The 14,351-nt window shown below is 70.9% G+C and carries 10 protein-coding genes; 2 read left to right on the top strand and 8 right to left on the bottom strand.

The features are described from left to right. Positions 1–126: 126 nt before the first annotated feature. The 6 genes from G3A44_RS04320 to G3A44_RS04295 form a co-directional block, all read right to left on the bottom strand. On the bottom strand, positions 127–3,882 hold the full coding sequence (locus G3A44_RS04320) for a hydantoinase B/oxoprolinase family protein (protein ID WP_163456270.1): 3,756 nt from the start codon (positions 3,880–3,882) through the stop codon (positions 127–129). Positions 3,883–3,953: 71 nt separating this feature from the next. After that, complete coding sequence (locus G3A44_RS04315; protein WP_239061699.1) at positions 3,954–4,964, bottom strand: TRAP transporter substrate-binding protein; 1,011 nt, start codon at positions 4,962–4,964, stop codon at positions 3,954–3,956. Positions 4,965–5,021: 57 nt separating this feature from the next. Further along, positions 5,022–6,317, bottom strand: a complete 1,296-nt coding sequence (locus tag G3A44_RS04310; protein ID WP_163456269.1) for a TRAP transporter large permease — start codon at positions 6,315–6,317, stop codon at positions 5,022–5,024. Positions 6,318–6,335: 18 nt separating this feature from the next. Further along, positions 6,336–6,851: a TRAP transporter small permease gene (locus G3A44_RS04305; RefSeq protein ID WP_163456268.1), complete on the bottom strand. Its 516-nt coding sequence runs from the start codon at positions 6,849–6,851 to the stop codon at positions 6,336–6,338. Between the two features lie 116 nt (positions 6,852–6,967). Continuing rightward, positions 6,968–7,960: a TRAP transporter substrate-binding protein gene (locus tag G3A44_RS04300; RefSeq protein ID WP_163456267.1), complete on the bottom strand. Its 993-nt coding sequence runs from the start codon at positions 7,958–7,960 to the stop codon at positions 6,968–6,970. A gap of 58 nt (positions 7,961–8,018) precedes the next feature. Then, positions 8,019–8,843 carry a putative hydro-lyase gene (locus tag G3A44_RS04295; RefSeq protein WP_163456266.1) on the bottom strand — a complete coding sequence of 275 codons (825 nt, stop codon included), beginning with the start codon at positions 8,841–8,843 and terminating at the stop codon, positions 8,019–8,021. A gap of 366 nt (positions 8,844–9,209) precedes the next feature. Here G3A44_RS04295 and G3A44_RS04290 point away from each other — a divergent pair, with 366 nt between their 5' ends. Beyond that, complete coding sequence (locus G3A44_RS04290) at positions 9,210–11,183, top strand: reprolysin-like metallopeptidase (protein WP_163456265.1); 1,974 nt, start codon at positions 9,210–9,212, stop codon at positions 11,181–11,183. 149 nt (positions 11,184–11,332) lie between these two features. Here the strand turns inward: G3A44_RS04290 and G3A44_RS04285 are convergent, their stop codons facing one another. After that, positions 11,333–12,229 carry a LysR family transcriptional regulator gene (locus G3A44_RS04285; protein ID WP_163456264.1) on the bottom strand — a complete coding sequence of 299 codons (897 nt, stop codon included), beginning with the start codon at positions 12,227–12,229 and terminating at the stop codon, positions 11,333–11,335. A gap of 40 nt (positions 12,230–12,269) precedes the next feature. Here G3A44_RS04285 and G3A44_RS04280 point away from each other — a divergent pair, with 40 nt between their 5' ends. Further along, entirely contained in the window at positions 12,270–12,695 is a 426-nt protein-coding gene (locus tag G3A44_RS04280) for a VOC family protein (protein ID WP_163456263.1), read from the top strand. Between the two features lie 30 nt (positions 12,696–12,725). Here the strand turns inward: G3A44_RS04280 and G3A44_RS04275 are convergent, their stop codons facing one another. Then, entirely contained in the window at positions 12,726–14,351 is a 1,626-nt protein-coding gene (locus G3A44_RS04275; RefSeq protein WP_163456262.1) for a diguanylate cyclase domain-containing protein, read from the bottom strand.

Genomic DNA, 14,351 nt, shown 5'->3' with positions numbered 1-14,351 from the left:
CGGGACGTACCGGAGGACGATCCGCTGGCGAACTCCTGCCGGTGCCCGTCCCGGCGGGCGTCGCACGCCGACCCGGTGCGGCTCAAGCACGGACTTGCCCGGGCCAGGCCGGGACGGCAGACCCGCTCAAGCGCCGCTGCCTTGGGTGGTCGCGACCGCGCCCCAGCCGCCACCACCCGGCGTGCGGATGATGAAGACGTCACCCGGCTGCATCTGCACCTGGCCGATGTGGTCCAACGGCTCCAACGTGCCATCGGCGCGCTGCACCGCGTTCTCGCCCACGGCGCCGGGCTGGCCGCCGGCGCCGCCAAAGGCGCCGTGGCGGCGGCCGTTGCTGAGGATGGAGGCGGTCATGGGCGCCAGGAAGCGGATGCGGCGCTCGCCACCGTCGCCACCCGGCCACTGGCCGGTGCCGCCGGAGCCGGCGCGCACGGTGTAGCTGTCCAGCCGCACGGGGAAGCGGGTTTCCAGCACCTCGGGGTCGGTCATGCGGGAGTTGGTCATGTGCGTTTGCACCACGGCCGTGCCGCCAAAGCCGGGGCCGGCGCCCGAGCCGCCGGCGATGGTCTCGTAGTACTGGTGCGCCTCGTCACCAAAAGTGAAGTTGTTCATGGTGCAGGGGCTGGCGGCGAGCACGCCCAGGGCGCCGTACAGGGCGTTGGTGATGCACTGTGAGGTCTCCACGTTGCCCGCCACCACCGCCGCGGGATAACGCGGGTTGAGCATGCTGCCCTCGGGCACGATCAGCTCCAGCGGCTTGAGGCAACCGGCATTGAGCGGAATGGCGTCGTCGACCAAGGTGCGGAAGACATAGAGCACGGCGGCGGTGGTGATGGCGCGCGGGGCGTTGAAGTTGCCCGGCAGCTGCGCGCTGGTGCCGCTGAAATCGATCTGAGCCGAGCGACGCGCGGCGTCCACCCGCACCGCGACGCGGATCTGGGCGCCGTTGTCCAGGGGCAGGATGAATTCGCCGTCGCGCAGGGCCGTAATCACCCGACGCACGCTCTCCTCGGCGTTGTCCTGCACATGGCCCATGTACGCGGTCACGGTATCGCGGCCGAACTGGGCCACCATGGCGCGCAGCTCTTGCACGCCCTTCTCGTTGGCGGCGATCTGGGCGCGTAGGTCGGCCAGGTTCTGGTCGGGGTTGCGGGCGGGCCAGGGGCCGCTGGCCAGCAGGGCGCGCATCTCGGCCTCACGCATCACCGGCGTGCCATCGGGGCCGGTGGCCACGAGCTGGAAGTTGTCGATCAGCACGCCCTCTTCGGTGATGCTGGCCGAGAACGGCGGCATGGAGCCTGGGGTGGTGCCGCCCACGTCACCGTGGTGGCCGCGGCTGGCCACGTAGAAGGCGGGGCGTGCCTCCCAGGCCTCACCCTGCGCAGCAGCCATGGGGGCAGGCAGGAACACAGGGGTGACGACCGTGATGTCCGGCAGGTGGGTGCCGCCGTGGTACGGGTCGTTGAGCACAAACACATCGCCCGGGGCCATGGCGGGGTTGCGCTCGATCACCGAGCGGATGGACTCGCTCATGGAGCCCAGGTGCACCGGCACATGCGGTGCGTTGGCGATGAGCTGGCCCTGGCCGTCGAACAGCGCGCAGGAGAAGTCCAGCCGCTCCTTGATGTTCACCGAGTAGGCAGTGTTCTGCAGGCGTAGGCCCATCTGCTCGGCGATGTTCATGAACAGGTTGTTGAACACCTCCAGCATCACCGGATCCGCCTGGGTGCCCACGGCATGTTGCTGGGCCCGGGGGCGGATGCGCTGCAGCAGCAGATCGCCGCGCGCGGTCAGCTCGGCCTGCCAGCCGTCGTCCACCACGGTGGTGGCGTTTTTCTCGGCGATGACGGCCGGACCGGTGATGCGGGCGCCGGGGGTCAGGGCCTCGCGCTGGAACAGGCCGGCCTCGCGCCAGCCGGCGGGGCGCTCATCGGCCAGGCAGTACATGGCCACGCGCTCCAGCGGGGCAGGATCGTGCGCAGGCGCTGCCGCATCCCCCGCCAGCGCAGAGGCCTCCACGGTTTCACCCGGGGCCAGGCATTCCACATTGACGGCTTCCAGCGTCAGGCCACGGCCCGGCATCAGGAAGGCAAAGCGTTGGCGGTACCCCGCCTCAAAGGCCGTGGTGATGGCGTCCAGCGCCGCGCCGGCGTCACCGTCCAAGGCCAGGGGACAGGGCAAGGCGGTGTCCGTGCCCTCGTAGCGCACCTGCACGCGGGCCACGGTGCGCAGTGCGGTGGCCGGCACGCCTTGGGCCAACAGTTCCTCACGGGCTTGGTTGGCCAGTTGGGTGGCCAAGGCCTGGGCGCTGGCCAAGCCGGCGCGGTCCAGCGGCGCCTCCAGCGAGGCTTCGCGCAGTGCGGTTTGATCGGCCAAGCCCATGCCGTAGGCGCTCAGCACGCCCGCCAGCGGATGGGCCAGGATGCGGCTCATGCCCAGGGCGTCGGCCACCAGGCAGGCGGCCTGGCCGCCGGCGCCACCAAAACACTGCAGGGTGTACTGGGTCACGTCGTAACCACGGGCCACCGAGATGCGCTTGCACGCATTGGCCATGTTGGCCACGGCAATCTGCAGGGCGCCGGCGGCCACGTCCTCAGGCGTCACCGACTTGGCGGCGGCGGCGCTCATGGCCTGGGCCACCTCGGTGAAGCGCTGCACCACCACGTCGCGGTCCAAGGCTTGATCAGCGTGCGGGCCGAAAACCCGGGGGAACCACGCTGGCTGGATGCGGCCGAGCATGACGTTGGCGTCGGTGGTGGCCAAGGGGCCACCGCGGCGGTAGCTGGCGGGGCCGGGGTTGGCGCCGGCCGATTCCGGGCCCACCCGCAGCCGGGCACCGTCAAAGCGGATGACCGAGCCGCCGCCGGCGGCCACGGTGTGGATGCTCATCATCGGGGCGCGCAGGCGCACGCCAGCCACCTCGGTGTCAAAGGCACGCTCGAACTCGCCGGCAAAGTGGCTCACGTCGGTGGAGGTGCCGCCCATGTCGAAGCCGATGACTTTGTCCTGTCCTGCCGCCAGTGCCGTGCGCACCATGCCGACGATGCCGCCGGCCGGGCCGGAGAGGATCGCGTCCTTGCCCTGGAATCGGCGGGCTTCGGTCAGGCCGCCCGAGCTTTGCATGAAGAACAGGCGCACGCCGGGCATCTGGCTGGCCACCTGGTCCACGTAGCGACGCAGGATGGGGCTCAAGTAGGCGTCCACCACGGTGGTGTCACCGCGCGGCACCAGCTTCATCAGCGGGCTGACCTCGTGCGAGACGGAGATTTGCGTGAAGCCCACCTCGGCGGCCAGACGCTTGGCGGCCAGCTCGTGGGCCGGGGCCTTCCAGCCGTGCAGGAAGACGATGGCGCAGGCGCGCAGGCCGGCATCAAACGCAGCCTGCAGCTCGGCGCGCAGGTTGGCTTCATGCAGGGCTTGCACCACCTCGCCCTGGGCGCTCACCCGCTCGTCAGCCTCCACCACGCGCTCGTACAGCCGCTCGGGCAGGTGGATGGCGCGGTCAAAGAGCTGGGGCCGGGCCTGGGTGGCGATGCGCAGCGCATCGCGAAAACCTCGTGTCGTGACCAGCAACGTGGGGTCGCCCTTGCGCTCCAGCAGGGCGTTGGTGGCCACGGTGGTGCCCATCTTCACGCACTCCACCTGCTCGGGGGTGATGGGCTGGCCGGCCGCCAAGCCGAGCAGGCGGCGGATGCCCTCGACCGCCGCGTCGCGGTACTGCTCCGGGTTCTCGGAGAGCAGCTTGAGGGTGTGCAGGGTGCCGTCGGGGGCGCGACCCACCAGGTCGGTGAAGGTGCCGCCGCGGTCAATCCAGAACTGCCAGCGCAGCGGGGTGGCAGGAGCATCGTCGTGGTGAGCTTGCGGGGTGTGCGAGGTGGTCATGGCGGTGTATTAGGAGCGTGTTGGGGGAGCGTTGGGTGGAGCACCCGCTGAAGCCAGGGCGGTGAGCAGCCTCAGGACTGCGTGTAGTAGGGAATGAAGATCGCATTGGCCTGGGGACCCACCTCCCGCACCCATTCGCGCGAGAAGCGCTCGCCCAGGCGCTGCAGCTGCCGGGCCAGCGGGGGCGGGGTGGCGTCCAGGCTCATGCGGTTGGCCTGCAAGGTGGCCAGGGCGTCTTGGCCGGCCTGGCGGCAGGCGGCCCAGCCGCGCGCTTCGGCGTCGGTGGCGACGCGCAGCAGGGCCTCGCGGTGTGGGGCGGGCAAGGCCTTGAGGGCGGCGGCGTTCACCATCACCAGGTTCTTGGGCATCCAGGCGTTCAGGTCCTGGAAGTGGGTGAGCCAGCGCCACACCTGCTGCTCCACCCCGGTGACGGCGGAGGTGATGAGCGCGTCGATGCGCCCTTCGGCCAGAGCCTGACCGATGCCGGCCATGGGCACGTCCACCGGCGTGGCGCCCAGCAGCTCGGCAATGCGCACGGTGGTGGGGTTGTAGGTCCGGATGCGCAGGCCGCGCAGGTCTTCAGGACTGGTGACGGCTTGGCGGGTGTAGAGGCCCTGGCCCGGCCAGGGCACGGCCAGCAGCACGCCCAGGCCGGCGGGGGCCAGGGCCGCTTCCACCACCGGGCGCTGGGCGCGCCACAGGCGTTGGGCATCGTCCAGGCTGCGGGTGAGGAAGGGCACGGCGTCGGCGCCGCACACCGGCCAGCGCCTGCTCAAGCCGGTCATGATGGCCTCGCCCAGCGGCGGCTGGCCGCCGGCCACCGCCGCCGGGATGCCCGCCATCGGCACCAGGCTGTTGTCGGCCCGCACCTCCAGGCTGAAGGCGCCGCCGCTCGCCTGGGCCAGGGCCTCGCCCATGGCCTGCAGGTTACGGGCGTGGTAGCCCTCGGCGCGGTAGCCGGTGGCCACCGGCCAGCGGGTGGCGGCAGCGCTGCCCTGGGGGGCGGCGCTGGCCGGGCGCAGGGCGGTCAGCAGCCCTGCCAGGCTGGCCGTGCCGGCCAGCAGCATGTCGCGACGGTGCATGACGGGTCTCCGCTGGGGTGGAGGGTCGGGGGCGTGGGCGTGGGCCTGGCGCAGGGGTCACTGCATCTGGCTGGGCAGCCAGGTGACGATGCCGGGGATGAAATACACCAGCAGCACAAAGCCGACCATCAGCCAGAACAGGGGCATGGACACGCGGGCCAGCCAGGTGATCTCGCGTTGGGTCAGGCCCTGCAGCACGAAGAGGTTGAAGCCGACCGGCGGGGTGATCTGCGCCATCTCCACCACCAGCACGATGAAGATGCCGAACCACACCAGGTCAAACCCGGCCTTCTCCACCGTGGGCAGCAGCACGGCCATGGTGAGCACCACCATGGAGATGCCGTCCAGGAAGCAGCCCAGCACGATGAAGAACAGCACCAGGCTGAGCATCAGCACAAAGGGCGACAGGCCCAGGCCGCCGATGAACTCGGCCAGGTGGCGCGGCAGGCCGATGAAGCCCATGGCCAGCGTCAGGAAGGAGGCGCCCGCCAGGATCAGGCCGATCATGCAGTACACCCGCACCGAGGCCGACAGCCCCTCCACAAAGCGCTGCCAGTTCAGTGAGCCCTCGACCGCGGCCAGGGCCAGGGAGCCGGCCACGCCCAAGGCGGCGGCTTCGGTGGCGGTGGCCAGGCCGGAGTAGATGGAGCCCAGCACCAGGGCGATGAGCAGCACCACCGGGATCAGGTGGCGGCCCTCGTAGACCTTGGCCCAGAAGCCCAGGCTGGCCTCGGCGGCGGGCACCTGATCGGGGTGGCGCAGCGCCCACACCACGATGTAGCCCATGAACACCAGCGCCAGCAGGATGCCCGGCAACACGCCCGCCATGAACAGCTTGGCGATGCTCACGTTGGCGGCCACGCCGTAGACGATCATGATGATCGAGGGCGGGATCAGCAGGCCCAGGGTGCCGGCACCTGAGAGGGTGCCGATGGCCATGTGGTCAGGGTAGCCGCGCTTCTTCAGCTCGGGCAGGGTGATCTTGCCGATGGTGGCGCAGGTGGCGGCCGACGAGCCCGACACCGCCGCGAAGATGGCGCAGCCGATCACGTTGATGTGCAGCAGCCGTCCGGGCAGGCGGTTGAGCCAGGGCGCCAGACCGCGGAACATGCCTTCAGAGAGCTTGGTGCGGAACAGGATCTCCCCCATCCACAGGAACAGGGGCAGGGCGGTCAAGGTCCAGCTGGAGGTGGAGCCCCAGATGGTCAGGACCATGGCGTCGCCCACCGGGCGGCTGCTGAAGGTCTGCATGGCAAAGACCGCCACGCCAAGCAGGGACAGGCCGATCCACAGGCCCGAGCCCAGCACCACCAGCATCAGCACGATAAGCAACAGGGCAATGAGTGCATCCATGTTGGGTTCTCCTGGGGGTTACTCGACACGGGCGGCTTCGCCGTCGGCCGGGGTGGCAAAGAAAGGCAGGCCCAGCCAGTGGCTGACCAGCGCGTCGGCCAGGGCCACGGCCAGCCCCACAGCGCCCAGCGCCATGGCCAGCTGCGGGATCCACAGCGGCGTGGCGTCCATGGCGGGCGAGATGTCGTGGGTGCTGTAGGAGATCCACACCAGGCGAGTAGCGAACCAGGCCAGGTACACCGACAGGGCGGTGCCCGCGGCCAGGCTCCAGACCTGCAGCGCGTTGCGCCAGCGCGGCGAGACCTTTTCCATCAGCAGCGTGACGCGGATGTGCTCACTGCGCTGGAAGGTGGTGGGCAGGGCCAGGAACAGCGCGGCGGCAATGGCATAGCCGGCGTAGCCGTCCAGGCCCTGGACGTCCCAGCCGGCCTCGCGGGCAAGCACGCCCAGGCCGACGGTGATGAATGCGGCCGCCATCGCCAGCATGGCCAGCAGGCCCAGCAGACGGTAGAAGGCCAGGAGCAGCGTCTTCATGCGCGGCGTCCTCCAGAGAAGGGGTTGGGGGCCGCCCGGGCCACCGGCGGTGACGGGCGGCGGTGGGGTCAGGGCAGCGGGGGAAGGGGCGGTGGGGGGGGGCCCGCCTCCCAGCCTCAGGGCTTGCTGAAAGCGTCCACGATGGCCTGGCCCTCGGGGCCGGCGGTCTTGAGCCAATCGGCCACCATCTTGTCGCCCACCGCCTTCAGGTCCTTCTTCAGCGCCGGGCTGGGGTCGGCCACCTTCATGCCCTTGGCGGCCAGCTCCTTCTGGTACTCGGCGTCCTTGGCCTCGCTGAGCTTCCAGCCACGCTCCTGGGCGGTGGCGGCGGCGCGCAGCAGGGCTTCTTGCGTGGGTTTGTCCAGCGCATCAAAGGCCTTCTGGGAGACCACCACGGCATTCTTGGGCAGCCAGGCGTTGACGCGGTAGAAGTACTTGACGCTCTCGTAGAGCTTGTTCTCCACGCCGCTGGCGCTGCTGGTCAGGAAGTTCTGCACCGTGCCGGTGGCCAGGGCCTGGCCCAGCTCGGCCAGCTGAATGGTGGTGGGCTGGGCACCCACCAGCTGGGCGATGCGCGAGGACGCCGGGTTGTAGGCGCGCATCTTGGTGCCCTTGAGGTCGGCCACCGAGTCGATGGGCTTGACGCTGTAGAGGCTCTGGCCTGGCCAGGGCACGGTGTAGAGCAGCTTCATGCCCTGCGCGGCCAGCAGCTTCTCCAGGTAGGGGCGCTCGATGCCGGCGAGCTTGCGCGCCTCGGCATAGCTGTCGGCCAGGAAGGGCAGGGCATCGGTGCCGAAGAGCGGGTTTTCGTTGCTGGCGCCGGAGAGGATGAATTCACCGACCGGCACCTGGCCGGTCTGCACCGCGCGCTTGATCTCGTTGGCCTTGTAGAGCGAGGCGTTGGGGTGCACCGTGATCTTGAGCTTGCCGGCGGTGGCCTTGTCCACCTCGGCCACAAAGGCCATCAGGTTCTCGGTCTGGAAGCTGGACAGGGGGTAGGCGGTGGGCAGGTCCCAGGCGGTGGTGGCCCGGGCCAGGGGGGCCGTCCAGGCCAGGGTGGCGGCGGCGGTCAGGGCCAGCAGCTGGCGGCGGGGGGTGGCAGTGCGCATGGAGATCTCCTCTGGGTGGGGTGGTTGGGGGTGGGGCCGGGGCGGTGGGCCGGACGGCTCAGCCCAGGCCAAGCTGGCGGTTGAGCCGGTCGGTCACCAGCATGTGGCCGGGGGCGTGGGTGATGCAGAACTCGGGGCGGGCGGTGGCAATGGCCGATTGCGGCGTCACGCCGCAGGCCCAGAACACGGGTAACTCATCGGGCAGCACCTCGACCGCGTCGCCATAGTCGGGGCGCGAGAGGTCGTGGATGCCGATCAGCGCCGGGTCGCCCAGGTGGATGGGGGCGCCGTGCACCTCGGGCACCCGGGCCGTGATCTGCACCGCGCGGATGGCGTCGGCCGCCTTCATCGGGCGCATGGAGACCACCATGGGGCCGTGGAAGGGGCCGGCAGGCCGGGTGGCGATGTGGGTGCGGTACATGGCCACGTTGCGCCCCTGCTGCACATGGCGCAGCGGGATGCCGGCCGCCAGCAGGCCATGCTCAAAGCTGAACGAGCAGCCCAGGGCAAAGGTCACCAGGTCGTCGCGCCAATGCGCACGCAGGTCGGTGGGCTCGGCCACCAGCTCGCCCTGGCGCCACACGCGGTAGCGCGGCACGTCCGTGCGGATGTCCAGGTCCTCACCCAGTTCGTCCAGCAGGTACTGGCCGGGTTCAGACACCGCCAGCAGCGGGCAGGGCTTGGGGTTGCGCTGGCAAAAGCGCAGGAAGTCACCCGCCAGGGCAGCGGGCAGGATGGCCAGATTGGCCTGCACCTGCTCGCGTGCCAGGCCGCTGGTGTGGGTGCTGAGCTGCCCCTGGCGGGCGGCCAGGCGCACCGCGCGGCCGCTGCTGCGGTCGTCCAGGGCGCTGCCGCCGGGAGGGAGAGGGGGGGAAGTGCTCATGCCGGGCTCCGTGTACGTCTGCGATGCGGCGGATTGTGAAAGTGCGCATCGACCCGTTCCAACGAGAAATTTCCTTGTGGCCTCATCATTTTTTTTCATGATCAAACTTGGGGCGGGTTCACCCTGTCAGGGTTCACCCGGCTTGGTGCATGGCCGGTGGTGCACCCCTTGCCTGTGGGGGGTGGCAGGCGATCTGTCGCGCCAGCAGCGCCGTCGGTCTGCCGTCTGCGCCAGGGCCGGCGCCACCGGCGGCGGCGGGGCCGGTCGGCGGAGAGACTCGCGGACTCGCCTCGCCGGTGGGCCTGACGCAAGCCAGTCAGCCACCCCGCCCCGCGGCGCCTCCACACCCTTCAGAGGATGCTCTCCATGACCGCCCGCGCCCACACCGTCCACGCCTCGCCCCGCCGCCATGCCGCCGGCTTGATCTGCGCCGCCGCCCTGGCCTGGCTGGCCAGCCCCGCCCATGCCACCGCCCTGTGGACCGACCAGGCCGCTCCGGCTGTCGCCGCCAGCCGCGAGGCGGAGGTCTCGCGCGCGGTGGCCGCCCGCTGGGTGCGCTGGGAGGCCTCGGCCCTGCAGGCCGTGTTGGCCGGCCGCGGTACCCGCGGCACGCTCACCCTGCCGCTGCCCGATGGCCGTCAGGTCACCGTGGACCTGACCCCGGTGGCCGTGATGGCGCCGGCCCTGGCGGCCCGCCACCCCGACATCCGCACCTTCGAGGCGGTGGCCACCGACGGCTCGGCGGTGCGCGGCCGCATCGACTGGAGCCCGCAAGGTTTCAAGGCCATGTTGTTCACCCCGCAAGGCCGGGTGTTCATCGACCCGGGCCGCGACGCCCAGGCCGGTCTGCACCAGGTCTACTGGCGTCAGGACCTGCTGCCGCGCCAGCGCCAGGCCGACCAGGTGCTGCAGCCGCCGGCAGGTGTCATGCGCCAGGCGCTGCAGGCCCAGGCCACGCCCACCGGCCAGACCCGGCTGCGCACCTACCGCCTGGCCTTGGCCACCACGGGCGAATACGCCCGATTCTTCGACCCCCTGCAGGCTGTGCCGCGCAAGGAGGTGGTGCTGGCCGAGCTGGTGAGCCTGGTCAACCGCGTCTCCGGGGTCTATGAGCGTGAGCTGGGCGTGCGCCTGGAGCTGATCGAGGACAGCGAGTCGCTCATCTACACCGATGCCGCCACCGACCCTTACACCAACGAGGACGGCGGCGCCATGCTGGGCCAGAACATCAACACGCTGGCCAGCGTGATCGGCAACGCCAACTTCGACATCGGCCATGTGGTGAGCACCGGCGGCGGTGGTGTGGCCTACCTGCAGGCGGTCTGCGCCAACTGGAAGGCCGGCGGCGTGACCGGCCTGGGCGCGCCGGTGGGCGACGGCTTCTACATCGACTACGTGGCCCATGAGATGGGGCACCAGTTCGGCGCCAACCACACCTTCAACAGCATCACCGGCGCCTGCCGTGGCAACCGGGTGGCTTCGGTGGCCTACGAGCCGGGCAGCGGCTCGACCATCATGGCCTATGCCGGCATCTGCGGCGCCGACGACCTGCAACCGCACAGCGACGCCCTGTTCCACAGCGGCAGCCAGGACGAGATCCGCGCCTTCCTGGCCGGCAGCGGTGGCAGCTGTGCGGCGGTGACCGCGGGCGACAACACCGTGCCCAAGGCCAAGGTGTTGTCGCCCGTGGGCCTGACCATTCCGCGCAACACCCCGTTCGAGCTGGTGGGCAAGGGCAGCGACGAGGACGCCGACAAGCTGGACTACCTGTGGGAACAGCGCGACCTGGGTCCGGCCGGCACCCCCACCGCGCCCACGGGCAATGCCCCGCTGTTCCGCACCTTTGTGCCCGGCAGCTCTCCGGTGCGCGTGTTCCCGCAGATCAGTGACCTGATCGGCAACACCCAGACCCTGGGCGAGGTGCTGCCCAGCACCACCCGCACGCTGCACTTCCGCTTCCTGGTGCGCGACCAGAAGGCGGCCCCCATGGCCGGCGGTGTGGGCTGGACCGACTACGCCCTGAACGTGACCGCCAATGCCGGCCCGTTCAAGATCAAGTCGCCCAACGCCGGCGGCGAGTTCACCCGTGGCAGCCGCATGACCGTGCGCTGGGACGTGGCCGGCACCGATGTGGCGCCCGTGTCCTGCACCGCGGTGGACGTGTGGCTCATGTCCGCCCACGGCGCCAAGGCCCGCCGCCTGCTGGCCGAAGCCGTGCCCAACAACGGCGAGGCCAAGGTCAAGCTGCCCGATGCCGCGCTGGCCAACGCCCGCATCAAGGTCAAGTGCAGCAGCAACGTGTTCTTCGACCTCTCGGATGTGAGCTTCAACATCCGCTGAGCACCGGACGGGCGCAGCGGCCACCCGCCGCCTCTGGCCGCGCCCGCCCCTGGAGCCCGCCCCGGCGGGCGAGCAGGCCGCGATCGTGAGGTTCCGCGGCTGGACGGGGCCGCTGGCGCCCCGCTGCGCCTGCCGGGCCCGTCGAAGGCTCAGGCCATGGGCGGCGCTGGCTCCTGGGTCACATAGGCCAGGGCCGACTCCAGCACCGACTCCGTCAGGGAAGAGGTCGGGTCCTCCCGGTAGCTGGCGTGGATGGGCAAGGGCTGGAGGCGGCGCTCGGCGGGCAATTCGCGCAGCGGCGCGCCACGCGCCAGCGTGGCCACCGTGGCCTGCGGCAGGGTCGCCACCCCGAAGCCGCCCTCCACCAGCTGCACCATGGCCGAGATGGAGGAGATGGTGTGCACCCGCGGCAGCGGCGCCTGGTGGCGCTGGAACAGCTCCAGCAAGGCCTGGTGCGGCTGTGAGCCCCGCTGGAAGGTCAGCAATTCGATGCAGCTCAAGTCCAGCAGGCTGTAGCGCGGCTGGGCATGCTGCTGGGCATGGCCCACAAAGACCATGGGCATGGGCGGCAACGGGCGAGTGCGCACCGCGGAGTCGGCTGCCGGCAGGGCGGCGAACACCAGGTCCAGCGCGCCGCGTCGCACCTGATCGACCAGCACGGGCGAGGTTTCCACCGTCAGCTCCAGCTCAAAGTCGGGCTGGGTGCGGCGCATCTGCTGCAGCCAGCCGGTGAGCCAGCTGTGCACCACCGATTCGATGGCCCCCAGGCGCAGCGACATGGGCCGCCCGGCGTGGCTGCCCATCTCGGCCTTGACCTGGCGCTGCACCTCCAGCAGGCGCAGGGCCAGGGCGTGGAAACGCTGGCCCGCAATGGTCAGGCGGAACTGCTTGTCGCGGCGGTCCACCAGCACGGTGCCCAGCTCCTCCTCCAGCGCAGCGATGCGCGCGGACAGGGCTGACTGGGTGATGTGCAGCTTCTGCGCCGCGCGGGTGACGCTCTTGAGGGAGACGGCCCAGTGGAAGGCCTCGACGAAGCGCAGGTTCATGGGGGCGCGATGGTAAGGGCGCGCGCCACAATCGGTGCCCATGCAAGCCCGACTCACCGTGATCACCCTCGGGGTGGACGACCTGGAACGCGCCCTGCGCTTCTACCGCGACGGCCTGGGCTGGGCCACGCCCGGCATTGTGGGCACCCAGTATCCGCATGGGGCGGTGGTGTTTTTTGAGCTGCAGCCCGGCCTGAAGCTGGCGCTGTGGCCGCGGGCCAGCCTGGCCGCCGACGCGGGCGTACCCCAGGGGCCGCGCAGCGCCACCGAGATGGCCTTGGCCCACAACGTGGCCACGCCCCGGGAGGTGGAGGCCGTGCTGGCGCAGGCCGAGGCCGCGGGGGCCACCGTGCTCAAGCGGCCGGGGCCCGCCTTTTGGGGCGGCTGGACCGCCCAGTTCCAGGACCCCGACGGGCACCTCTGGGAGATCGCCCACAACCCGCACTGGCCCGTGCCGGTGGATTGATCTGCACGCCGGGCCCGGCCACGGGCCGCCTCAGATGTGGGTGGCCGGATCCTCGACCGGGCTGAACAGCACCACCTGTTCCCGGCCGGCGGCCTTGGCGGCGTACATGGCCACGTCGGCGTGGCGCAGCAGGGTGGCGGCGTCGGTACCGTGCAGCGGGCCGCAGGCCACGCCGATGGAGGCACCGATCTGCAAGGGGGGACCCACCAGGCGGTCTAGCCAGATGGGCTGCAGCAGGCTGGCCAAGGTGCGCTGGGCGGCCTGCAGGGCATCGTCCACACCGCGCAGGTCGCGCAGCAGCAGCACAAACTCGTCACCGCCCAGCCGGGCGGCGGTGTCGCCCTGGCGGATGATGCCGGTCAGGCGCTCGGCCACCACCCGCAGCACGGCGTCGCCGGCCTCATGGCCCAGGTCGTCGTTGATGGGCTTGAATCGGTCCAGGTCAATGAACAGCAGGGCCATCTGGCGCGTCGTGCCTTCGGCACCGGCCTGCGCCAGGGTCAGCGCCTCGGCCACGCAAGCCTCCAGGCGCACCCGGTTGGCCAGCCCGGTCAGGGGGTCGTGCAGCGCCAGGTGGCGGAAATGCTCGTCCAGGCGCCTGCGCTCGGTCACGTCGGCCATGATGCCGACATAGCGGTCGGGCTGGCCAGGGGCCGCCGGCACCCGGGACAGGCTCAGCCACTCGCAGAACAGGCTGCCGTCCTTGCGGCGGTTCCACAGCTCGCCGCTCCAGTGCCCATGGGCCAGCAGGGCCTGCCAGTGGGCCCGGTAGTAGCCGGCGGGATGGTGGTCCGAGCTGAGCAGGCTCATGCGTTGACCGACAGCCTCGTGGGCCTCGTAGCCGGTGAGCTGGGTGAAGGCCGGGTTGACCGACAGGATGCAGCTGCGCTCGTCGGTGACCACGATGCCGTTGAGGGCGTTGCGGAAGACGCTGGCGGCCAGCTGCAGGTCCGCCTCACGCCGGACCCGCTCGGCCAGCTCGTCCTGCAACTGGGCGTTGGCCTGCTGCAGCTCGGCGGTCCGCAGGGCGACCTGTTCCTCCAGCTCACGGGTGTGGCGCGCCACCGCGGCCGCCGCCAGCCACTTGGCGCACAGGGTATGGGCCAGCTGGGAGACCTCGATGGGGTCAAAGGGCTTCTTGAGGATGATGAGCCGGTCCTGGGCCTGCAGCCGCTCCAACACCGTCTCCCAGGCGTAGTCGGAGTAGGCGGTGCAGATGACCACCTGCAGGGCCGGGTCCACGCGCCAGAGGTGCTCCAGGGTCTCCACACCGTCCCAGCCCGGGGGCATGCGCATGTCGACGAAGGCCAGGGCGTAGGGGCGGCCTTCCTGCACCGCGGTCTCGACCTTCTGCAGCGCCTCCTGACCCTGGTAGGCGGAGTCCAGCAGAAAGGTTGCCGGTCTCAGTTTGGGCGCCGCCGCCGGGGCGGCAGGGGCGGCGCCGGTGGGCGCGGCAAAGAGTGAGGCCTCCAGGGCGTCCAGGGTGTCCAGCCCGTCCACCACCGGGCTGCCGGGGACGGCGGCGGGGGCGCTGCCCGACGGTGGGGCCGGCAGCAGGATCTTGCGGAAGTCCTCGTGGATGGCGGGCATGTCGTCCACCAGCAGCACGCGCAGGACGGGGGGCAGGGCCGGCGTCTCGGACTTGGGGGCGTGCAT

This window comes from Ideonella livida, assembly GCF_010499455.1.
Classification (GTDB): domain Bacteria; phylum Pseudomonadota; class Gammaproteobacteria; order Burkholderiales; family Burkholderiaceae_C; genus Ideonella; species Ideonella livida.
The sequence above is the reverse complement of the archived record's forward strand: the minus strand, read 5'-3'. Positions and strand labels throughout refer to the sequence as shown.

Excerpts from the sequence above, each read along its gene's own strand:
- G3A44_RS04285 (WP_163456264.1), bottom strand. The coding sequence starts at position 12,229 with ATGAACCTGCGCTTCGTCGAGGCCTTCCACTGGGCCGTCTCCCTCAAG.
- G3A44_RS04310 (WP_163456269.1), bottom strand. The coding sequence starts at position 6,317 with ATGGATGCACTCATTGCCCTGTTGCTTATCGTGCTGATGCTGGTGGTG.
- G3A44_RS04305 (WP_163456268.1), bottom strand. The coding sequence starts at position 6,851 with ATGAAGACGCTGCTCCTGGCCTTCTACCGTCTGCTGGGCCTGCTGGCC.
- G3A44_RS04320 (WP_163456270.1), bottom strand. The coding sequence starts at position 3,882 with ATGACCACCTCGCACACCCCGCAAGCTCACCACGACGATGCTCCTGCC.
- G3A44_RS04290 (WP_163456265.1), top strand. The coding sequence starts at position 9,210 with ATGACCGCCCGCGCCCACACCGTCCACGCCTCGCCCCGCCGCCATGCC.
- G3A44_RS04295 (WP_163456266.1), bottom strand. The coding sequence starts at position 8,843 with ATGAGCACTTCCCCCCCTCTCCCTCCCGGCGGCAGCGCCCTGGACGAC.
- G3A44_RS04300 (WP_163456267.1), bottom strand. The coding sequence starts at position 7,960 with ATGCGCACTGCCACCCCCCGCCGCCAGCTGCTGGCCCTGACCGCCGCC.
- G3A44_RS04275 (WP_163456262.1), bottom strand. The coding sequence starts at position 14,351 with ATGCACGCCCCCAAGTCCGAGACGCCGGCCCTGCCCCCCGTCCTGCGC.
- G3A44_RS04280 (WP_163456263.1), top strand. The coding sequence starts at position 12,270 with ATGCAAGCCCGACTCACCGTGATCACCCTCGGGGTGGACGACCTGGAA.
- G3A44_RS04315 (WP_239061699.1), bottom strand. The coding sequence starts at position 4,964 with ATGCACCGTCGCGACATGCTGCTGGCCGGCACGGCCAGCCTGGCAGGG.